Genomic DNA, 19448 nt, shown 5'->3' with positions numbered 1-19448 from the left:
CGAATCTTGTTCGAAAAACGCAAGAGCCGCGCGCGGTCAGCTCTTGACGTCACACCGTCGAGGGCCTTTGATGCGTGCTCAACAGTTTTTCGAAGGAGATTCAAGGAACCCACCTTGTAGGAGGTCGGCCGTGTCCACTCCCGCCCTGCGCCGCGGTCTGCGCACCCTCGGCACGCTGCTCATCACGCTCTCCGCGATCAGCCCCGCCTCGTCGGTTTTCATCATCGCGCCGGGGGTGATCTCCGGTGCCGGGACGGGCGCCTTCTACAGCTTCGTGGCCGCCGCGGTCGTCGGTGTGTTCATGGCCTTCGTCTACGCCGAGCTCGCGTCGGCCTTCCCGCTGGCGGGTGGCGAGTACGCGATCGTCACCCGCACACTCGGCCGCTTGCCCGGCTTCGCGGTACTCGGCCTCATGATCATCACGCAGGTGCTCATCGTCGCGGTGATCGCGCTCGGGGTCGGCACCTATCTCGGGGTGCTCCTGCCCGGGGTGCCGGGTTCGGTGATCGCCGCCGCGACCTGCGTGGTCGCGGCCGTCGTCGGGGTGTTCGACATCAAGCTCAACGCGTGGGTCACCGGGATCTTCCTGGCCATCGAGATCCTCGCGCTTATCGTGGTCAGCGCGCTCGGGCTGCTGAACCCGGCGCGATCGTTCACCGAACTGCTGGCCAATCCGGTCGCCTCGGACGGCGGACCGGCGACGGTCGGCGCCATCGCGATCGCCACCTCGGTCGCGATCTTCGCCTACAACGGCTACGGCTCGGCGGTGTACTTCGGCGAGGAGACGCAGGACGCCTCACGCGGCATCGCCCGCGCGATTCTGATGGCCCTCGGCATCACGGTGCTCGCCGAACTGATCCCGGTGACCGCGGTCCTGCTCGGCGCGCCGGACCTGAACGCGCTGTTCGCCTCGGAGAACATGCTGTCCTACTTCATCGGCTCGCGCGGCGGCGGAACCCTCGACACGGTGCTCGGGCTGGCCGTCGCGCTCGCGATCATCAACGCCGTGCTGGCGATCGTGCTGATCAGCTCGCGGATGCTGTTCAGCAGTGGCCGCGACCGCGCGTGGCCGTCGCCGGTCAACCGGGCGCTCGCCGCGGTGCACCCGAAGTTCGGGACGCCGTGGGTCGCCACGGTCGGCACCGGCCTGGTAGCCGCGCTGCTCTGCTTCGTCGACCCGAAACTGCTGCTGGTGGTGACCAGCACGTCGATCGTGGCGGTCTACGCGGCGCTCTGTCTCGGCGCGATCGTCGGAAGGCGGACCGGTGCCACCGCGCACGCGAAGTACCGGATGCCCTGGTTCCCGGTCGCGCCGGTGCTGGCGCTGGGCGTCCTGGTGTTCGTGGTCTACCAGAACGTGCTCGACCCGTCGGTCGGGCGGCCGAGCCTGATCGTCACCGCCTGCGTCGCGCTGCTGTCGATCGCGTACTACGTCCTGGTGCTGCGGCGGCGGGGCGGCTGGAAGCTCGCCGACGTCACCGAGGAGAAGGCGGAGGAGCCGGCCTGATCAGGTGTACTCGGCGATCTCCACGCCGTACGTGCCCGGTTCGAGCGCCTCGAAGATGTGCGGCACGTCGCCGGGGTAGCAGATGTAGTCACCGGGCAGCAGCTCGATCGGCTCGTCCAGCGGCCCGACCTTGGCGCGGCCCGCGCTGAGGACGATGTGCTCCACGATGCCGCTCATATGCGGATCCGAAAGCCGCGGCTTCCCGGGCTCGGCGCGAATCAGGTACACGTCGCGCCGGGCACCGGGCGGGCAGGAGCTGAGCAGCGTGCACGCGTAGTCGGCGTGTTCGGCGAACACCGTCGGGCCGCTGCCCGAGCGGATGACCTGCACGCGGGGGTGTTCCGGCTCGACCACCCGCGAGAACGGCACGTCGAGCGCGACGCACAGCGCCCAGATCGTCTCGACGCTCGGATTCCCGGTGCCGGACTCGAGCTGCGAGAGCGTGGATTTCGCGATGCCCGCGCGTTTGGCGACCTCGGTGAGGGACAGCCCGGTGCGGGCGCGTTCCCGGCGCAGGGACATGGCGATGACGTCCAGTGGGGCACCGTCGGACGCGGTCGGGGACATGCGTTCGCTCCATCGGTCGTTGCGTTCGCCTTGACGAACACGGCGGCGTTCGTTCATTGTATGACGCTATGCGTTCGATATGGCGAACAACCACTCGTGTCCTGGGGCGCGATCTTCTCCGTGACATCGGGCTGGTCTGCCTCGCCGACACCATTGTCGGCATCTCCTACGGCGCCATCGCGGTGGGCTCCGGCTTCCCGATCTGGGCGCCGATGCTGCTTTCCGTGCTGGTCTTCGCCGGTGCCTCGCAGTTCATGTTCGTCGGCATCATCGCCGCGGGCGGCAGCCCGGTCGCGGCCGTCGCGGCGGGTCTGCTGGCCAACGCGCGGCATCTGCCGTTCGGCTTCGCGATCGGTGACGTCCTCGGGAAACGGTGGTCGTCGAGGGTGGTCGGCAGCCACCTGATGATCGACGAATCCGTCGCGTTCGCGCTGGCCCAGCGCGACGAACAGCGGCGCAAGGCGGCGTACTGGGTGTGCGGGATCGGCCTGTTCGTCTGCTGGAACCTCGGCGTCCTCGCCGGGGCCTACGCCGGGACGGCGATCAGCGACACCGACGCGTTCGGGCTCGACGCGGCCTTCCCGGCGGTCCTGCTCGCGTTGGTCCTGCCGTCGCTGCGCGACCGCGCCGCCCGGCTGCCGGTGCTGGTCGGCGTCGCCGTCGCGTTGGCCACGACGCCGTTCCTGCCCGCCGGGCTGCCCGTGCTGCTCGCGTTGGTCGGCGTGCTGGCCGGACTGGCCGCCAAGGAACCCGCCGAACGCGAACCCGAGGGAGTGTGCTGATGGACCCGCTGGAACTGATCATCGCCGGCGGTGTGCTCGCCGCCGGGACCTTCGCCTTCCGGTTCGCCGGACCGGTGCTGAAGGCGCGGTTCACCGTGTCGCCCAAGGCCGAGAAGCTGATGGCGCGTTCCGCCGTCGTCCTGCTGGCCGCCCTGGTCGCGGTCGCCGCGCTCACCGAAGGACACGAGTTCGCCGGCTACGCCCGGCCCGCCGGGGTGCTGGTCGGCGGCGTGCTCGCCTGGCGCAAGGCGCCGTTCGCGCTGGTCGTCGTCGCGGCGGCCGCGACGGCCGCCCTCCTGCGGCTGGCCGGGGTCCCCTGACCTGGTCCTTCCCCGAGGCGCCTAAGCTAAGGGGAAGGTCTTTCGGGAGGTCGGGTGGCGATCGCGACGGGGGCACGGCCGGTGGTCGGCGTGCTCGCACTGCAGGGCGACGTGCGGGAGCACGCCGCGATGGTGGAACGCGCGGGTGCGCGGGCGCTGCCGGTCCGTCGTGCGAGCGAACTGTCCGAAGTGGACGGTCTGGTGCTGCCGGGCGGCGAGTCGACCACCATGTCGAGGCTGCTGGAGACCTTCGAACTGCTGGAGCCGCTGCGCGAGCGCATCGCGGACGGGATGCCCGCGTTCGGCTCCTGCGCCGGGATGATCCTGCTCGCCCGCCAGGCCCTCGACGGGCGGCCTGACCAGCGGCAACTCGGCGGGCTCGACGTGGTCGTCCGGCGCAACGCGTTCGGGCGGCAGGTGGACTCCTTCGAGGCCGACCTCGACTTCACCGGTATCGAAGGCGGCCCGGTGCACGCTGTGTTCATCCGCGCCCCGTGGGTCGAAAAAGCGGGCGACGGGGTCGAGGTACTCGCCAGTGTCCCCGAAATGCCGGGCTCCGAGGAGGCGGCCGCTAGGATCGTCGCGGTCCGGCAGGGGGCGGTACTCGCCACGTCGTTCCACCCCGAACTCACCGGGGACGAGCGCGTGCACAGGCTGTTCGTCGACCTCGTGCGGCAGGATTGAGCAAAACCGACACTGTGCTCAGCGGCGGGCACAGGAGTAGATGGAGGAGAGATGAGCGGCCACTCCAAGTGGGCCACCACGAAGCACAAGAAGGCCAACCTGGACGCGAAGCGCGGCAAGCTCTTCGCCCGGTTGATCAAGAACATCGAGGTGGCGGCCCGGACCGGCGGTGGCGACCCGGACGGCAACCCGACGCTCTACGACGCCATCCAGAAGGCCAAGAAGAACTCGGTCCCGCAGGACAACATCGAGCGCGCCCGCAAACGCGGTGCCGGTGAAGAGGCCGGTGGCGCCGACTGGCAGACCATCACCTACGAAGGCTACGGCCCGAACGGTGTGGCCGTGCTGATCGAATGCCTCACCGACAACAAGAACCGCGCCGCCATGGAGGTGCGCACCGCGCTCACCCGGAACAACGGCTCGCTCGCCGACCCGGGTTCGGTCGCCTACATGTTCAACCGCAAGGGCGTCGTGATCATGCCCAAGGGTGACGCCGGCGAGGACGACGTTCTCATGGCCGTCCTCGACGCGGGCGCCGAAGAGGTCAACGACCTCGACGAGAACTTCGAGATCGTCTCCGAGGCCACCGACCTCGTCCCGGTCCGGAAAGCCTTGCAGGAAGCCGGTTTCGAGTACGAGTCCGCGGATCTCACGTTCCTGCCGTCGGTCAGCGTCCCGCTGGACGTCGAAGGCGCGAAGAAGGTCTTCAAGCTCATCGACGCGCTCGAGGATTGCGACGACGTGCAGAATGTGTACGCGAACTTCGATGTGTCCGACGAGGTCATGGCAGAGGTCGGCTGATCGATTTTCCCGCCATGCCGCGGAAAATCGGTCCCGGGACTAGGTGCGGGCGCTCGCGTGGGGCACAATGTCGCGCGTGACGACCTCCGAAGCCGATGCCCTCACCGCCGAAGAAACCGAACTCATCCAGTGGATCGAGGGACAGGCGAAGGCGAGAGGGAACGCGGTCATCGCGGTCGAAGGCGACGAGGAGGAAGCGGCGTTCTGTTTCACCGCCTGCGCCTGGGCGTTGCACAACGTCGCGGAAGCGGTCGTGATCGGACTGCCCGAGCACATGGGCCCGGTCCTTCTCGACGCCTACGTCGACCGGGCGGCCGCGGGCGAGATCTTCGAGGTCGGCAAGCAGTACGACGATTTCTTCGAGGGCGCGCCGGTGGTCTTCGAACGGGTCGCGAAGGGGCACTATCCCGAGTACTTCGGGAGCGCGTTCCTGATCTACCCGGACGGGGACTTCCCTGCGCTGCAGTTGATCGTCGCCACGCCGGACGGGCACTTCCCGTGGCATCCGGACGCGCCCGAGGGCTTCGCGCGGTACCAGCCGGTGCTGACCGAATCCGGTGACCCGGAGAGCTGGACGCCGGGCGTCGACGGCCCCTGAGGTTCGCTAAGTACGTGAAGGCCCCCTTCATTGCGTTAGACGCAATGAAGGGGGCCTTCACGTACTCGTGTGGCCTGCCGCTTAAGTGCGTGTCATGAAAGGGTCGTTCAGGACGTTTCTCGTCCTGAACGACCCTTTCATGACATTCGGGGCGGCTCGGCGAGTATCAAGGCCGAAGCTCAAGCCAGCCAGGGCGCCAGGTCCTCCACGGCGTCCGGCCACTCGGCGGCCAAAACCGCCGCGGACCGGAACTCGACGCAGTCGTCCGTATAAGGCGGCACCACCACGGTCCCGACCAGGCTCCACTCACCGGTACTCACCGACGCCTGCCACACCCCGGCCGGCACCACCACCTGCGGCCGCTGACCGGCCGCGACGTCCGGCCCCAGCGCCGGCCGCGAAACACGCCCGTCGGGGAACAGCAGCAGCATCCGCACCGGCGCCCCGGCGTGGTGCGCGTAGATCTCCAGCCGGTCCAACCGGTGCGGCGCCGAGGTTTCCGGCGGCGCGAGCAGGTAGTAGATCGCGGACGCGGTTTCGTCGCGCCAGCTCTGCGCCCAGCGGCCACCCTCCACGGGCAACGGCTGAAGACCCAGATAGGCGGTGAAGTCGTCGGGACTCGGCATGTCCTCATCTTGCCCGGACCCCGCGCCGGGTAGCCTCGGATCTCGAACTGATGTTCGCCGGAGCGGAGGAAAACGCGTGCGGGTACTCGGGGTCGACCCCGGTCTGACCAGGTGCGGGCTCGGGGTGGTCGACGGCGGCACGGGCCGCACCGTCCGCCCGGTGGCCGTCGACGTCGTGCGGACCCCGGCGGACGCCGATCTCGCCGTGCGCCTGCTGGGGATCTCCGACGCGGTCGAGCGCTGGATGGATCGCTACAAGCCCGAGGCCGTCGCCGTCGAGCGGGTGTTCGCGCAGCACAACGTACGCACCGCGATGGGTACCGCGCAGGCGGGCGGCGTCGTCGCGCTCGCCGCGGCCCGGCGTGGGCTCCCGGTCGTGTTCCACACCCCGAGCGAGGTCAAGGCCGCCGTCACCGGCTCCGGCCGGGCGGACAAGGCGCAGGTCACCGGTATGGTCATGCGACTGCTCGGCCTCGAGGTCAAACCGCATCCGGCGGACGCCGCCGACGCGCTCGCGCTCGCCATCTGCCACCTGTGGCGCGAGCCGATGCGCGTCCGGCTCGCCGAAGCCGAGGCCAGGGCGGCCGAGATCGCCAAGAACCACAAGGCCAGGCTCGCCGCCGCGGCCAAGCAAGCCAAAACGCAAGGAGCGGCTCGATGATCTCCTCGGTACGCGGTGAAATCCTCTCCATCGGTCTCGACCACGTCGTGATCGAGGTCGGGGGAGTGGGCTTCGCCGTGCAGGCCACCCCCGCCACCCTCGCCACGCTTCGCCGCGGCGAGCAGGCGATGCTGCACACCGCGCTCGTGGTCCGCGAGGATTCCTTGACGCTGTTCGGTTTCGCCGACGCGGACGCCCGCGAGCTGTTCGGCCTGCTGCAGACGGTCTCCGGGATCGGCCCGCGGCTCGCGCTGGCGACGCTCGCCGTCCTCGATCCCGACAAACTGCGGTCCGCGCTGGTCGAAGGCAACATCACCGTGCTCACCCAGGTGCCCGGCATCGGCCGCAAGGGCGCCGAGCGGCTCACGCTCGAACTGCGCGACAAGGTCACCGCGCTCGCGGGCCCGACCGACGGTTCGCCGTCGGTCGTCGCGCCCGGCGCGCTGCGGGGCGAGGTCGTCGAGGCGCTCGCGGGCCTCGGCTTCCCGGCCAAGCAGGCCGAACAGGCCGTCGACAAGGTGCTCGGCGAGGGCGAAGGCCACACGACGTCGTCCGTGCTGCGCGCCGCGTTGGCCACCCTCGGGCGTAAGCGGTAACCGGCCACATGGACTATGAGGCCGTGACGGAGTTCGAAACCGACGAGACGCTCTCGGCGCTGCCGCAGACGGGCGAACGAGAGGTCGAGACCACGCTGCGCCCGCGCAAGCTCGACGAGTTCGTCGGCCAGCCGCGAGTGCGTGAACAGCTCGAACTCGTCCTGGAAAGCGCGCGGCGCCGGGGTGTGCCGCCGGATCACGTCCTGCTCTCGGGCCCGCCGGGACTGGGCAAGACGAGTATGGCGATGATCGTCGCCGCCGAACTCAACGCCGCCATCCGCATCACCTCCGGGCCCGCGCTGGAACGCGCGGGCGACCTGGCCGCGATGCTGTCCAACCTGGCGCCCGGCGACGTCCTGTTCATCGACGAGATCCACCGCATCGCCCGCCCCGCCGAGGAGATGCTGTACCTCGCGATGGAGGACTTCCGTGTCGACGTCGTGGTCGGCAAGGGCCCCGGTGCCACCAGCATCCCACTGGAGATCGCCCCGTTCACGCTGGTCGGGGCCACGACGCGGTCCGGTTCGCTGACCGGTCCGCTGCGCGACCGGTTCGGTTTCACCGGCCAGATGGAGTTCTACAGCGACGCCGAGCTGGAACTCGTCGCCCGCCGTGCCGCCACGATCCTCGACATCGAAATCGACCGGGACGGCTGCGCGGAGATCGCCCGCCGGTCCCGCGGCACACCGCGGATCGCGAACCGGCTCCTGCGCCGCGTGCGCGACTACGCCGAGGTCCGGGCGGACGGCAAGGTCACGCGCAAGATCGCCCGTGCCGCGCTGGAGGTCTACGACGTCGACGAACTCGGCCTCGACCGGCTCGACCGCGCGGTGCTGACCGCGTTGGTCCGCTCCTTCGGCGGCGGCCCGGTCGGCGTGTCGACGCTGGCCGTCGCGGTGGGGGAAGAACCGACCACCGTCGAAGAGGTGTGTGAGCCTTACCTGGTCCGCGCCGGTATGCTCGCCCGCACTCCTCGCGGCCGGGTCGCCACAGCGGCCGCGTGGGAGCACCTCGGCCTGCCGGCCCCGGCCGGTGCCACGCGTGGCGAGCAGGGCGGCCCGAACCTGTTCGACCAGGACTGAACGGACCGTTCACGCGGTTCGAGGCCCGTGGTGACGACGGGTGGTGGTGGAGTTTCCGCTGGCACCTGGCACACTCGGGGAGAGCACACCCCGCCAAACCGGACAAAACAGCGCACCGCGCGGCGTCCGCTCGAAATGGAGAATCATGAACCAGTTATTGCTGCCGCTGCTCCTGATGCTCGTTGTGGCGATTCCGCTCGTCATGGGCACCCGTAAGCAGAAGAAGGCGGCGGCGGCGCAGCAGGAGCTGCTCTCGAGCCTGGCTCCCGGTGACCGGGTGATGACCACCTCCGGTCTCTACGCGACTGTCGCCGACGCCTCCGCCGACACCACGATCGACCTCGAGGTCGCTCCCGGCGTCGTGACCACCTGGCTGCGCCAGGCTGTCCGCGAGAAGGTCGAGCCGGTCGTGGAGACCGACGAGGACACCACTGACGCCACCGACACCGACGAGGTCGTCGAGGCGCCGGTCGTCGAGTCGAAGGACGATGAGCGCGTCGAGGAGAAGTCGGGCGCGCAGATCGCTCCTCCGCTGGAACACGGCAAGAAGTAGCGCTTGTAAGGCCATCCCCGACACCAGACTTTCGTAGGTGCGGGGCCAACGCCGGGCTCACGCAGCACCGAGTAGTGTCTCGGTGCTGCGTGCGTGTCCGTCGTCATAGTCGTGCTCGTTCGCGGTACCACCGGGCTCCCGCCCGGATGAGTGAACAGCCAAGTCCATTGGGGAAAAACCCAGTCCGTCCGAGGAGACCGAAGCACAGTGGCCGCACCGGCCGGGCATCTCCGCCCGGGACGCTATCTCGCCTTCTTCGCCCTGATCGTGGTGGCGCTGTACGCCCTGGTGTTCTTCACCGGTAGCGGCAAGCCGACGCCGAAGCTCGGCATCGATCTGCAAGGCGGCACGAGGGTCACCCTGTCCGCCCGAAACCCCGACGGCGGCGACCCTCCGCGAGAGTCCCTCGAACAGGCCCGCTCGATCATCGAGCGCCGGGTCAACGGTATCGGCGTCAGCGGCACCGAGGTGGTCCTCGACGGCAGCAACGTCGTGATCACCGTCCCCGGCGAGCAGGGCGACCAGGCCAAGACCCTGGGCAAGACCGCGAAGCTGGGCTTCCGGAAGGTCGTGACGTCGCAGCCGGTGACCCCGGTCCAGCAGCCGTCGACCCCGCCCGCCTCCGGCGCGCCGTCTTCGGCACCGCCGTCCTCCCCGGGCGTGAGCGCCCCGCCGACCAGCCCTGCCAACGGCGGTGGCGCCGCCGGCGCGCCGCAGCAGCAGCCCGGCGCGGACTCCGACGAGCAGACGAAGAAGGAGATCGAGGAGGCCCGGAACCTCCGGCAGAACCCCGATCTGCTTTCCACGGACCAGGCGAAGCAGGCCGCGGCCGCCGAGAAGGCCTTCGCGGCGCTCAACTGCGACCCCAAGGTGTCGGACCCGCTGGTCGGCAACGACCTCACCGACAAGCCGCTGGTCGCCTGCGGTGACAAGAACACCATGAAGTACCTGCTGGAGCCGGAGTTCCTCCCCGGAACGGAGATCTCCGACGCCTCCTCCGGCTACGACACCCAGAACTCCCAGTGGGTCGTCAACCTGAACTTCAAGGGTGAGGGTTCGCGGATCTGGGGCGACTTCACCTCGAAGAACGTCCAGAAGCAGGCCGCGTTCGTCCTCGACACGCAGGTCGTCTCCGCGCCGACCATCCAGTCCGCGATCCTCGGTGGTCAGACCCAGATCACCGGCCGGTTCAGCCAGACCGAGGCGAAGGACCTGGCGGATGTGCTGAAGTACGGTTCGCTGCCGCTGTCGTTCGAATCCTCGGACGCGACGACGGTGTCCGCGACGCTGGGTCTCGCGTCGCTTCAGGCGGGCCTGATCGCCGGCGGTATCGGCCTGCTGGCCGTGTTCATCTACTGCATGTTCTATTACCGGCTGCTCGGCCTGCTGACGATCCTGTCGCTCGGTTTGTCGTTCACCATCGTGTACGGGGTCCTGGTGCTGCTGGGGCGGTGGATCGGGTACACCCTCGACCTCGCGGGCGTGGCGGGCCTGATCATCGCGATCGGTATCACCGCGGACTCGTTCGTCATCTACTTCGAACGGTTGAAGGACGAAATCCGCGAAGGCAGGACCTTCCGGTCCGCGGTCCCGCGCGGCTGGTCCCGGGCCCAGCGCACGATTCTCGCTGCGGACGCGGTCAGCTTCCTCGCCGCGGCGGTCCTCTACCTGCTGGCCGTCGGTGACGTGAAGGGCTTCGCGTTCACCCTCGGCATGTCGACGGTGCTCGACCTCGTCGTGGTCTACCTCGTGACGCACCCTCTGGTCGCGATGGTGTCCCGGTCCAAGTCGAAGTTCCTGTCCAACCCCAAGAACCTCGGCCTCGGCGCCGTGCAGCAGCTGGGTTCGGACCGCAAGGCCGCGCGCGCCGTTCCCGGCCGCCCGAACGCGAAGGAGGCGTGACCGTGGTCGACGAGAAGAACACCACCGATACCAAGCACGAGAGCGTCTTCCACCGCATGTATGTGGGCACCGGCGTGTTCGACGTCGTCGGTGTCCGCAAACGCTGGTATCTCTTCTTCGGTGCGCTGGTGCTGGTGTGCATCGCGTCGATGGGGGTCAAGGGCTTCAACTTCGGCATCGACTTCGAAGGCGGCACCCAGATCCAGCTGCCCGCCAACGGCAAGAGCGGGCAGATCACCGAGGAGCGGGCCAAGGAGGTCTTCGCCGACGCGCTGGGCAAGCCCGCCGACGAGGCGCAGAAGGTCGGCAGCGGCGTCTCGTCGACCATCCAGCTCCGCTCGGACACCCTGGACGCGGCCGAGGTCGCCAAGGTGAAGCAGGCGCTGTTCCAGGAACTGGGCCCGATCGGGACTTCCGGCCAGCCCAGCGTCCAGGCGATCAGTGACAGCGCGGTCAGCGCGTCCTGGGGTGGGGAGATCTCCCGGCAGGCACTGATCGCGCTCGGGGTCTTCCTGCTGGCGGTCACGTTGTTCCTGGCGTTGTACTTCGATCCAAGGATGGCGGCCGCGGCACTGGTCACCCTGCTGAACGACATCGTGGTGACGGCGGGTGTTTATTCGCTGATCGGCTTCGAGGTCACGCCTGCGACGGTGATCGGTCTGCTGACGATCCTCGGGTTCTCGCTGTACGACACGGTGGTGGTGTTCGACAAGGTCCGTGAGAACACGCGCGGTCTGCTCGGCCTGACCCGCCGGACCTATGGGGAAGCGGCGAACCTGGCGTTGAACCAGACGCTGATGCGTTCGTTCAACACGTCCTTGATCGCGGCGCTGCCGATCCTCGGCCTGCTGGTGATCGGCTACCTCCTGCTCGGTTCCGGCACCCTGCAGGAGCTCGCGCTCGTGCAGCTCACCGGCACCGTGGTCGGCGTGCTGTCGTCGGTCGCGCTGGCCACCCCGCTGCTGGTCGACTTCAAGATGCGTGACCCGAAGTTCCGTCAGCAGGCCGACCGGGTGGCCGCGCGGCGCGCGAACCAGGCCCGCAAGGCCGCCGAGCGCGACGACGACTTCGACCCGAACGACGAGGACGCGCTGGCCGCCGAGCTCCGCAAGGAGAAGGCGTACGCCGCGGCGGCGAGCGTGCCGGCGCGGAACCAGAAGGCCCACAAGGGGCGTCCGTCGGGTAAGCGCAAGAGGTAATCCCGGCCGTCGAACGCTATGAACGGTCCGTTCCTTGCGAAATTTGCAAGGAACGGACCGTTCATAGCGTTCAGGGACCCGGAAGCACGACTGGAGAGCAGGAAGTACATGGAGCTGCCCAAGGCACTCGACCTCATCGCCGACGTACCGGACTTCCCGGAACCCGGCGTGCTGTTCCGGGACCTGAGCCCGCTGTTCGCCGACGCGGCGGGCTTCAAGGCCGTCACCGACGCGCTGGCCGCCACCGTCGACGCGGACGTCGATCTGCTTGCCGGTGTGGAGGCGCGCGGATTCCTGCTGGCGGCCGCCGTCGGTTACGCCCGTGGCCTCGGCGTCGCGTTGATCCGCAAGCCGGGCAAGCTGCCGCGCGTCGCGGGCAGGGTCGGCTACACGCTGGAGTACGGCACCGCGACCGTCGAACTGCCCGAAGGTGTCGTCGAGCCCGGCCAGCGTGTCGCGATCCTCGACGACGTGCTCGCCACCGGTGGCACGGTCGCGGCGACCTGCAAACTGCTGGAAGACGCGAAGGTGCAGGTCAGCGGCGTTTCGGTGGTCATGGAACTCGGCGCGCTCGGCGGTCGTTCCGTGCTTGAGGGACGCCGTGTGGAGGCCCTCCGGGTGTGTTGACCGGGCGCACCAAGTGAGCCGCGAGGGGGAGCGGTTACCCTTGATGTCCGAAGGCCGCACGAAGCGCAGGAGGTGCGGGTGAGCCAAGAGCTCGATGCCGCGGTGTCCTCGAAGGACGGCACCGAGCAGAACGGTGCGGCGCGACAGGGGGCGGCGCCGACACCGTCCGCGACACGCCGCGTGCGCGCCCGTCTCGCCCGCCGGATCACCGCGCAACGGGCCGCGCCGGTCAAGCAGGTTCTCGAGCCGCTCGCAGTCATCCACCGCGAGCTGCATCCCAACGCGGACCTCGCGCAGCTCCAGCGCGCGTACGACGTCGCCGAAGAGCTGCACCGCGAGCAGCGGCGCAAGTCCGGCGACCCGTACATCACGCATCCGCTCGCCGTCGCGACCATCCTCGCCGAACTCGGCATGGACACCACGACGCTGGTCGCGGCGCTGTTGCACGACACCGTCGAAGACACCGGCTACTCGCTGGAGAGCCTGAAGGCCGACTTCGGCGAGAAGGTCGGCGAGCTCGTCGACGGCGTCACCAAACTGGACAAGGTCAAGCTCGGCACGGCCGCCGAGGCCGAGACCATCCGCAAGATGGTCATCGCGATGGCGCGCGACCCGCGCGTGCTGGTCATCAAGCTGGCCGACCGGCTGCACAACATGCGAACGATGCGCTTCCTGCCGCCGGAGAAGCAGGCTCGCAAGGCGCGAGAGACCCTGGAGGTCCTCGCCCCGCTGGCGCACCGGCTCGGTATGGCGACGGTCAAATGGGAGCTGGAGGATCTGGCCTTCGCCATCCTGCAGCCGAAGAAGTACGACGAGATCGTCCGCCTGGTCGCCGATCGCGCGCCTTCGCGCGACACGTACCTGCGGTCGGTGATCACGGATCTGACCAGCCATCTCGACGGCTCGCGGATCACCGCCAAGGTCGAAGGCCGCCCGAAGCACTACTACTCGATCCACCAGAAGATGATCGTCCGCGGCCGCGACCTCGACGACATCCACGACCTGGTGGGCGTGCGGATCCTGGTCGAGGACGTCCGTGATTGCTACGCCGCGATGGGTGTCGTCCACGCGCTGTGGCAGCCGGTCCCCGGCCGGTTCAAGGACTACATCGCGCAGCCTCGCTTCGGTGTGTACCAGTCGCTGCACACCACGGTGATCGGGCCGGACGGCAAACCGCTCGAGGTCCAGATCCGGACCTACGAGATGCACCGCACCGCCGAGTACGGCATCGCCGCGCACTGGCGGTACAAGGAGACCAAAGGCACCCACAACGGGAACGCCATGGACGTCGACGAGATGGCGTGGATGCGCCAGCTCCTCGACTGGCAGCGGGAAGCGGCGGACCCGGGCGACTTCCTGGAGTCGCTGCGCTACGAGCTCGCCTCGCGCGAGATCTTCGTGTTCACGCCCAAGGGCGACGTGATCACGCTGCCGGTCGATTCGACGCCGGTCGACTTCGCCTACGCCGTGCACACGGAGGTCGGCCATCGGTGCATCGGTGCCCGCGTCAACGGCAGGCTCGTCGCGCTCGAGCGCAAGCTGGAGAACGGCGAGGTCATCGAGATCTTCACCTCGAAGGCCGAGACGGCGGGGCCGAGCCGCGACTGGCTGCAGTTCGCCGGTTCGCCCAAGGCGCGCGCGAAGATCCGGCAGTGGTTCGCCAAGGAACGCCGTGACGAGGCGATCGAGGGCGGCAAGGAGGCCATCACCAAGGAGGTCCGCAAGGTCGGCCTCCCGATCCAGCGGCTGGTCTCCGCGGAGTCGATGGGCGCGGTCGCCACCGAACTGCGGCACCCGGACATCAGCTCGCTGTACGCGGCCGTCGGCGAGGGGCACACCAGCGCGAAGCATGTCGTGCAGCGGCTGGTCGCGCTCATCGGCGGCGTCGACGAGGCGGAGGAGGAGCTCGCCGAGCGCGCGACGCCGTCCACCGTCACCCGCCGCCGCGGTTCGAACGACGTCGGCGTCGTGGTGAAGGGCGCCAGCGACATCTGGGCCAAGCTCGCCCGCTGCTGCACGCCGGTGCCGGGCGACGAGATCCTCGGTTTCGTCACGCGTGGCGGTGGAGTCAGTGTCCACCGGACCGACTGCACCAACGCCGACGACCTGCGGGCCCAGCCCGAGAGGCTGGTCGAGGTCGAATGGGCGCCGTCGGCGTCTTCGGTGTTCCTCGTCGCGATCCAGGTCGAGGCGCTGGACCGGCACCGTCTGCTCTCCGACGTCACCAAGGTGCTCGCGGACGAGAAGGTCAACATCCTGTCCGCGTCGGTGACGACGTCGCGCGACCGGGTCGCGGTCAGCCGGTTCTCGTTCGAGATGGGCGACCCGAAGCACCTCGGGCACGTGCTGAAGGTGGTCCGGGGAGTCGAAGGCGTTTACGACGTGTATCGGGTCACTTCGGCTTCGTGACCGCCGGTGGGTCCCGGCTAAAGTCCGAGGATGACTGACGGGTTCGAATTCACTCGCGACGGCGAGGTCGCACGGCTGACGTTCACCAGGCCGGAGAAGATGAACGCGATCACCTACGGGATGTGGTCGGCGATCCCGGACGTGGTGGCGCGGGTGGAGGCGGCCCCGGCGATCAAGGTCCTCGTGCTGACCGGCGCGGGCGCGCACTTCTCGGCGGGCGCGGACATCAGCGAGTTCCGGGACCTGCGGTCGACCGCCGACGCGGCCGAGACCTACGACAAGGCCGTCGACGGGGCCGTGGCGGCGCTGACGGCGTCGCGGAAGCCGACCGTCGCGATGATCCAGGGCAACTGCATCGGCGGCGGATGCCAGATCTCGGTCGCGTGCGACTTCCGGTTCGCGGCGGAGGGCTCGCGCTTCGGTATCACGCCGGCGAAGCTCGGGATCGTCTACCACTTCGACTCGACACGGCAGCTCGTCTCCTTGGTCGGCCCGGCGAACGCGAAGTACTTCCTGCTCTCGGGCGAGCTCGTCGACGCGCGGCGGGCACGGGAGATCGGGCTGTTGAACGACGTCTTCCCGGCTGGCGAGCTGGAGACCTCGACGGCGAAGTTCGTCGAGACGCTGGCTTCGCGTTCGCAGGCGTCGGTGCGCGGGATGAACCGGATCATCGAGAAGATCGTTGCGGGGCAGCAGGAATCCGATGCCGAAGTGGACGAAATCCGGCTCGGTGCCCTGCACGGTGAGGACTATGCCGAAGGGGTGGCGGCGTTCTTGGCGCGGCGACCGCCGAAGTTCACTTATCGCTGAGGTTCGCGTTTCATCGCGGCGTTCCGTGAAGGCCTCCTTGAGGGACCCAGGGTCCCTCAAGGAGGCCTTCACGGACTTCGCGGCACCTTCGGACGGCGTTCCGTGTGGACAGTCGCGGCGGCATCAAATCTGCCTCGAAAAGCCTTGTGTCGTCGCGCTTTCTGTGCCTACGCAAGTCGATTTCCCGCCGGCCGCGATGTTGCGTGAGAAAGTTTTTTATGGCTTAAGCCGGACGTGCTTATGGTCGATTCATGGAGTGGAAATTTCAATCGGCCGAAGGACTCACGACCGCTTTGCGCGCCGGTGAGGTGACCTCGGCGGAACTGACCGACGAGGCGATCGCCCGCATCGAGCGGGAAGACAAGGCGATCAACGCGATCTGTGTACCGGACTTCGACCGGGCGCGGGCCGCCGCGCGCGACGCCGACCAGGCGCGGGCGCGCGGCGAGGACCGGCCGCTGCTCGGCATCCCGGTGACGGTCAAAGAGTCCTTCAACATGGCCGGCCTGCCCACGACCTGGGGCATGCCGCAGCACCAGGGCTTCGTGCCCGCCGAGGACGCGGTGCAGGTGTCGCGCCTCAAGGCCGCCGGGGCGGTGGTGCTCGGCAAGACCAATGTGCCGTTAGGCTTGCAGGACATCCAGTCCTTCAACGAGTTCTACGGCACCACGAACAACCCGTGGGATCACGATCGCACCTCGGGCGGATCCTCCGGCGGATCGGCGGCGGCACTGGCATCCGGCTTCGGCGCGCTGTCCATCGGCTCCGATCTCGCCGGCTCGTTGCGCACCCCCGCGCATTTCTGCGGCATCTACGCGCACAAGCCGACGGTCGGGCTCGCGGCGACCCGCGGCATGGTCCCGCCTCCGGCTCCTGCCTTGCCGGTCGAACTCGACCTGGCTGTCGCCGGTCCGATGGCGCGCACCGCCCGCGACCTCATGCTCCTGCTCGACGTCATGGCCGGACCGGATCCGCTGACACACGGGATGGCGTACGAGGTGAAGCTGCCGCCCGCGCGCCATGAGCGGCTCGGCGACTTCCGGGTCTTGGTGATCGAGGACCATCCGCTCATCCCGACCGGGGCGGCTGTGCGGGCCGGTGTGAACCGGGTGGCCGACGCGCTGGCCGACGGTGGCGCCCGCGTCGAACGCTACAGCCCGTTGTTCCCCGATCTGACCGAGTCCGCGACGCTCTACACGCAGTTGCTGTTCTCGAGCACCGTCGCGCGTTTCCCCGTCGAGGCGTACGAGCAACTGCAGGCCAATGCCGCCGGGCTGAACGCGGACGACCGGAGCCTCGACGCGGCGCGGCTACGCGCCATGGTGTTCACCCATCGCGACTGGCTGGCGGTGTACGACCATCGCGAACGCCACCGGCACGGCTGGCGGCAGCTGTTCGCCGAGTTCGACGCCGTGGTCTGCCCGATCACGCCGACCCCCGCGTTCCCGCACGATCACGACCCCGATCTGCTGGGACGCCAGATCGACATCGACGGTGTCGGGTATCCGTACTTCGACCAGCTCGTCTGGGCGGGCGTGGCCACCATGCCCGGCCTGCCCGCCACGGCCGTGCCGACCGGCCGGTCCGACGAGGGACTTCCGGTGGGAGTGCAGCTCATCGGTCCGGCGTTCGAGGACCGCACCCCGCTGCGGCTGGCGGAACTGCTCGAACAGACGCTCGGCGGCTTCCAAGCGCCGAGCTATTGAGAGGTAAGTCAAACATGGCGTGATGGAGTTGGTGGCGAGAGCATGCTCACCACAGAGACCTGGCGCGCTCTTGACTGTCCACAAGGGATACCTGTAAAGGCAAAATGCCCGATTTGGTCACTTTGCGCAGGGGTCGTGAGTGATTTGGGTGGTTCTAACCCTCATTATCACTCACGACCCTGCCCGGAAACGGACATAAAGGTATCCATTGGATGTCCGATCGGCGCGATATGCCCCTTGTGGACACTCGGGATCAGGCCTGTCTGCATCGCCAGTCCGGACTCACGTCGCCTGGGCTTTCTTACCCGTCTGAAGCTGGCGAAGAACGTCTAGTGGTGCGCCACTCTCGCCCTTCCCTTCAATAGATCTCGTCCCAGGGATTGCTGTCGTACGCTTCGGCGAGGATCCGGCTCGTTTCCGGAGCGTGCGACAGCTCGACGTCGTCCACCGACGCCACCGGCCAGCCGACCGACTCCGAATTGGTCAGGAACATGGCGTCGAACCCCGGCAGGTCGGCGGGGCGGACGTCACGGATCTCCTGCGGGATCCCGTTCCGCTCCAGCCCGCGTCGCACGAGCTGCTGGGTGATGCCGTCGAGCACCGGGGCCTGCGGCCAGACCACCGTGCCGCCGTCGAGGAATCCGACGTTCCAGATCGACGCCTCGCTGACCCGGCCGTCGTAGTCGACGAACAACGCGTCGTCGTATCCCGCCAGCTTCGCCTCGCGCATGTGGTGGAGCAGCCCGAACGTTCCGACGTGCTTGACCTCCGGAAGCACCCGTTCGTAGCGCACGGACCGCAGGCGGAGCGGCTTCATCTCGTGCTCGCGGGGCGGCCCGGTCCGGACGAGGACATCCGGTGCCGCGGGCGCGCCGGGATCGGACCAGTCCATCGCGCGGGAGAAGATCAGCACTCGCACCGACAGCGCGTCCTCGCCTCGGATCGCCTGCCGCACGTACGCGCGCACCGCGTCGGTGTCGAGGTCGCTGCCGAACATCCGCCGCGTGCTCGTCACGAGGCGGCGAAGGTGGACGTCCAGGCCGCGGACCTTGCCGTCGCGGACCTGCATCGCGGTGAAGTGGCCATAGCCGAACGCGCCCGCCAGGTCTGCCGACCGGGCGGGCGCGCCGTTGATCTCCAGCTTCACGTCAGGCGTTGACCGTGACGCCGGTGAACTTGACCTCGGTGTTGGGCGGGCCGGTGCCGTCGCCGTTGCCGGCCTGCGCGTTCGCGCCCGCCTTGGCGACCTTGTCGAGCACCTTCAGGCCCTCGTCGGAGATGCTGCCGAAGACCGAGTATTCCGCGGGCAGTTCGGCCTCGCCGTAGACCATGAAGAACTGGCTTCCGCCGGAGTTCGGCTGCTGCGTCTTCGCCATCGCGAGGATCCCGCGGCCGTACTTGATCTCCTTGAACGCCTCGTCCGGCATCGTGTAGCCCGGGCCGCCCATGCCGGTGGCCTCGGGGTCACCGCACTGCAGCATCTGCAGGCCGCTGGTGCCGAGCCGGTGGCACTTGGTGTCGTTGAAGTAGCCCTGCTGGGAAAGGCTGATGAAGCTCTGCACGGCGCACGGGGCGAGCGCCCGGTCCAGCGTCAGCGGGATGTCGCCCGCGGTGCTCTTCAGCACGACGTTCACCGTGCCGTTCGAAGAGACGTCCTTGCCTTCCGGCTTGTTCACCTTCTTCGAAGCCGGCTTGGTGGCGTCGTCCTTGTAGTCGCAAGTCACCGGGTTCGCCAGCGGTGTCGGCCGCTTCGGCATCGGAGTGCGCTCCGTGGGGATGGTGACCTCGGGGGTCGGAGGAGCCGAGCTCGGGGAAGCGTCGGAGGCGGCATCGTCACCACTGTTACTGCTGACGATCCACCACACCGCGCCCGCCACGACGGCGACGACGCCGACGACCGCCACCGAGCCGACGATCTTGCGCCGCTTGGCCTTCTCGGCCCGTCGCACGATCTGTCGCTCGAGCTTGCGCTTCGCGGCTTCGCGGCGCTGCTGGTTGGTCGGCACCCGCCCTCCCGG

Annotated in this window: 20 protein-coding genes; 16 read left to right on the top strand and 4 right to left on the bottom strand. The window is 68.7% G+C overall.

The features are described from left to right. Positions 1-130: 130 nt before the first annotated feature. Positions 131-1507, top strand: a complete 1377-nt coding sequence (locus tag AVR91_RS05410; protein WP_063275508.1) for an APC family permease — start codon at positions 131-133, stop codon at positions 1505-1507. Here AVR91_RS05410 and AVR91_RS05405 read toward each other — a convergent pair whose 3' ends face one another. After that, a complete protein-coding gene (locus tag AVR91_RS05405; protein ID WP_063275523.1) occupies positions 1508-2074 on the bottom strand; it encodes a helix-turn-helix domain-containing protein in 567 nt (188 codons plus the stop codon). 68 nt (positions 2075-2142) lie between these two features. Between AVR91_RS05405 and AVR91_RS05400 the strand changes: the two genes are divergently transcribed. The 5 genes from AVR91_RS05400 (at position 2143) to AVR91_RS05380 (ending at position 5259) form a co-directional block, all read left to right on the top strand. After that, positions 2143-2856 carry an AzlC family ABC transporter permease gene (locus tag AVR91_RS05400; protein WP_063275509.1) on the top strand — a complete coding sequence of 238 codons (714 nt, stop codon included), beginning with the start codon at positions 2143-2145 and terminating at the stop codon, positions 2854-2856. Beyond that, the gene (locus AVR91_RS05395) at positions 2856-3176 is read left to right on the top strand and encodes an AzlD domain-containing protein (RefSeq protein WP_007034928.1); all 321 of its coding nucleotides are present in this window, start codon (positions 2856-2858) and stop codon (positions 3174-3176) included. Before AVR91_RS05400 ends, AVR91_RS05395 begins: the two co-directional genes overlap by 1 nt. A 54-nt stretch (positions 3177-3230) precedes the next feature. Further along, on the top strand, positions 3231-3860 hold the full coding sequence (gene pdxT / locus AVR91_RS05390) for a pyridoxal 5'-phosphate synthase glutaminase subunit PdxT (protein ID WP_063275510.1): 630 nt from the start codon (positions 3231-3233) through the stop codon (positions 3858-3860). Between the two features lie 51 nt (positions 3861-3911). Further along, positions 3912-4661, top strand: coding sequence for a YebC/PmpR family DNA-binding transcriptional regulator (locus AVR91_RS05385; RefSeq protein WP_016334762.1), 750 nt, complete (start codon positions 3912-3914; stop codon positions 4659-4661). 67 nt (positions 4662-4728) lie between these two features. Next, positions 4729-5259: a DUF4262 domain-containing protein gene (locus tag AVR91_RS05380; RefSeq protein WP_063275511.1), complete on the top strand. Its 531-nt coding sequence runs from the start codon at positions 4729-4731 to the stop codon at positions 5257-5259. A 179-nt stretch (positions 5260-5438) separates the two neighbouring features. On the opposite strand, the gene AVR91_RS05375 is transcribed toward AVR91_RS05380, so the two are convergent. After that, positions 5439-5885 carry a cupin domain-containing protein gene (locus tag AVR91_RS05375; protein WP_063275512.1) on the bottom strand — a complete coding sequence of 149 codons (447 nt, stop codon included), beginning with the start codon at positions 5883-5885 and terminating at the stop codon, positions 5439-5441. Between the two features lie 76 nt (positions 5886-5961). On the opposite strand from AVR91_RS05375, the gene ruvC reads away from it, so the two are divergent. The 10 genes from ruvC to AVR91_RS05325 all read left to right on the top strand — a co-directional run bounded on the left by ruvC (position 5962) and on the right by AVR91_RS05325 (position 17430). Beyond that, positions 5962-6546, top strand: a complete 585-nt coding sequence (ruvC, locus tag AVR91_RS05370; RefSeq protein ID WP_063275513.1) for a crossover junction endodeoxyribonuclease RuvC — start codon at positions 5962-5964, stop codon at positions 6544-6546. Next, positions 6543-7142, top strand: coding sequence for a Holliday junction branch migration protein RuvA (gene ruvA / locus AVR91_RS05365; RefSeq protein ID WP_016334758.1), 600 nt, complete (start codon positions 6543-6545; stop codon positions 7140-7142). Before ruvC ends, ruvA begins: the two co-directional genes overlap by 4 nt. Before the next feature lie 8 nt (positions 7143-7150). After that, on the top strand, positions 7151-8224 hold the full coding sequence (gene ruvB, locus AVR91_RS05360) for a Holliday junction branch migration DNA helicase RuvB (RefSeq protein WP_063275514.1): 1074 nt from the start codon (positions 7151-7153) through the stop codon (positions 8222-8224). Between the two features lie 145 nt (positions 8225-8369). Continuing rightward, positions 8370-8777, top strand: a complete 408-nt coding sequence (yajC, locus tag AVR91_RS05355) for a preprotein translocase subunit YajC (RefSeq protein ID WP_063275515.1) — start codon at positions 8370-8372, stop codon at positions 8775-8777. 207 nt (positions 8778-8984) lie between these two features. Beyond that, positions 8985-10679: a protein translocase subunit SecD gene (gene secD, locus AVR91_RS05350; protein ID WP_063275516.1), complete on the top strand. Its 1695-nt coding sequence runs from the start codon at positions 8985-8987 to the stop codon at positions 10677-10679. Positions 10680-10735: 56 nt separating this feature from the next. Further along, positions 10736-11878, top strand: coding sequence for a protein translocase subunit SecF (gene secF / locus AVR91_RS05345; RefSeq protein ID WP_228709140.1), 1143 nt, complete (start codon positions 10736-10738; stop codon positions 11876-11878). 108 nt (positions 11879-11986) lie between these two features. Beyond that, positions 11987-12505, top strand: coding sequence for an adenine phosphoribosyltransferase (locus tag AVR91_RS05340; RefSeq protein ID WP_063275518.1), 519 nt, complete (start codon positions 11987-11989; stop codon positions 12503-12505). 78 nt (positions 12506-12583) lie between these two features. Further along, positions 12584-14914: a RelA/SpoT family protein gene (locus tag AVR91_RS05335; RefSeq protein ID WP_016334752.1), complete on the top strand. Its 2331-nt coding sequence runs from the start codon at positions 12584-12586 to the stop codon at positions 14912-14914. Between the two features lie 30 nt (positions 14915-14944). After that, positions 14945-15724: an enoyl-CoA hydratase/isomerase family protein gene (locus AVR91_RS05330; RefSeq protein WP_063275519.1), complete on the top strand. Its 780-nt coding sequence runs from the start codon at positions 14945-14947 to the stop codon at positions 15722-15724. A 251-nt stretch (positions 15725-15975) separates the two neighbouring features. Next, a complete protein-coding gene (locus tag AVR91_RS05325; RefSeq protein WP_063275520.1) occupies positions 15976-17430 on the top strand; it encodes an amidase in 1455 nt (484 codons plus the stop codon). A 358-nt stretch (positions 17431-17788) separates the two neighbouring features. On the opposite strand, the gene AVR91_RS05320 is transcribed toward AVR91_RS05325, so the two are convergent. Together AVR91_RS05320 and AVR91_RS05315 are read right to left on the bottom strand one after the other, a co-directional pair. Continuing rightward, positions 17789-18577, bottom strand: a complete 789-nt coding sequence (locus tag AVR91_RS05320; RefSeq protein ID WP_076857263.1) for an aminotransferase class IV family protein — start codon at positions 18575-18577, stop codon at positions 17789-17791. A 1-nt stretch (position 18578) separates the two neighbouring features. Continuing rightward, complete coding sequence (locus AVR91_RS05315) at positions 18579-19436, bottom strand: peptidylprolyl isomerase (RefSeq protein ID WP_063272693.1); 858 nt, start codon at positions 19434-19436, stop codon at positions 18579-18581. Positions 19437-19448 lie beyond the last annotated feature (12 nt).

The organism is Amycolatopsis keratiniphila subsp. keratiniphila, assembly GCF_001620365.2.
Classification (GTDB): domain Bacteria; phylum Actinomycetota; class Actinomycetes; order Mycobacteriales; family Pseudonocardiaceae; genus Amycolatopsis; species Amycolatopsis keratiniphila.
The sequence above is the reverse complement of the archived record's forward strand: the minus strand, read 5'-3'. Positions and strand labels throughout refer to the sequence as shown.

Excerpts from the sequence above, each read along its gene's own strand:
- AVR91_RS05405 (WP_063275523.1), bottom strand. The coding sequence starts at position 2,074 with ATGTCCCCGACCGCGTCCGACGGTGCCCCACTGGACGTCATCGCCATG.
- AVR91_RS05400 (WP_063275509.1), top strand. The coding sequence starts at position 2,143 with ATGCGTTCGATATGGCGAACAACCACTCGTGTCCTGGGGCGCGATCTT.
- AVR91_RS05395 (WP_007034928.1), top strand. The coding sequence starts at position 2,856 with ATGGACCCGCTGGAACTGATCATCGCCGGCGGTGTGCTCGCCGCCGGG.
- AVR91_RS05385 (WP_016334762.1), top strand. The coding sequence starts at position 3,912 with ATGAGCGGCCACTCCAAGTGGGCCACCACGAAGCACAAGAAGGCCAAC.
- AVR91_RS05380 (WP_063275511.1), top strand. The coding sequence starts at position 4,729 with ATGTCGCGCGTGACGACCTCCGAAGCCGATGCCCTCACCGCCGAAGAA.
- AVR91_RS05375 (WP_063275512.1), bottom strand. The coding sequence starts at position 5,885 with ATGCCGAGTCCCGACGACTTCACCGCCTATCTGGGTCTTCAGCCGTTG.
- ruvA (WP_016334758.1), top strand. The coding sequence starts at position 6,543 with ATGATCTCCTCGGTACGCGGTGAAATCCTCTCCATCGGTCTCGACCAC.
- ruvB (WP_063275514.1), top strand. The coding sequence starts at position 7,151 with ATGGACTATGAGGCCGTGACGGAGTTCGAAACCGACGAGACGCTCTCG.
- yajC (WP_063275515.1), top strand. The coding sequence starts at position 8,370 with ATGAACCAGTTATTGCTGCCGCTGCTCCTGATGCTCGTTGTGGCGATT.
- secF (WP_228709140.1), top strand. The coding sequence starts at position 10,736 with ATGTATGTGGGCACCGGCGTGTTCGACGTCGTCGGTGTCCGCAAACGC.
- AVR91_RS05340 (WP_063275518.1), top strand. The coding sequence starts at position 11,987 with ATGGAGCTGCCCAAGGCACTCGACCTCATCGCCGACGTACCGGACTTC.
- AVR91_RS05330 (WP_063275519.1), top strand. The coding sequence starts at position 14,945 with ATGACTGACGGGTTCGAATTCACTCGCGACGGCGAGGTCGCACGGCTG.
- AVR91_RS05325 (WP_063275520.1), top strand. The coding sequence starts at position 15,976 with ATGGAGTGGAAATTTCAATCGGCCGAAGGACTCACGACCGCTTTGCGC.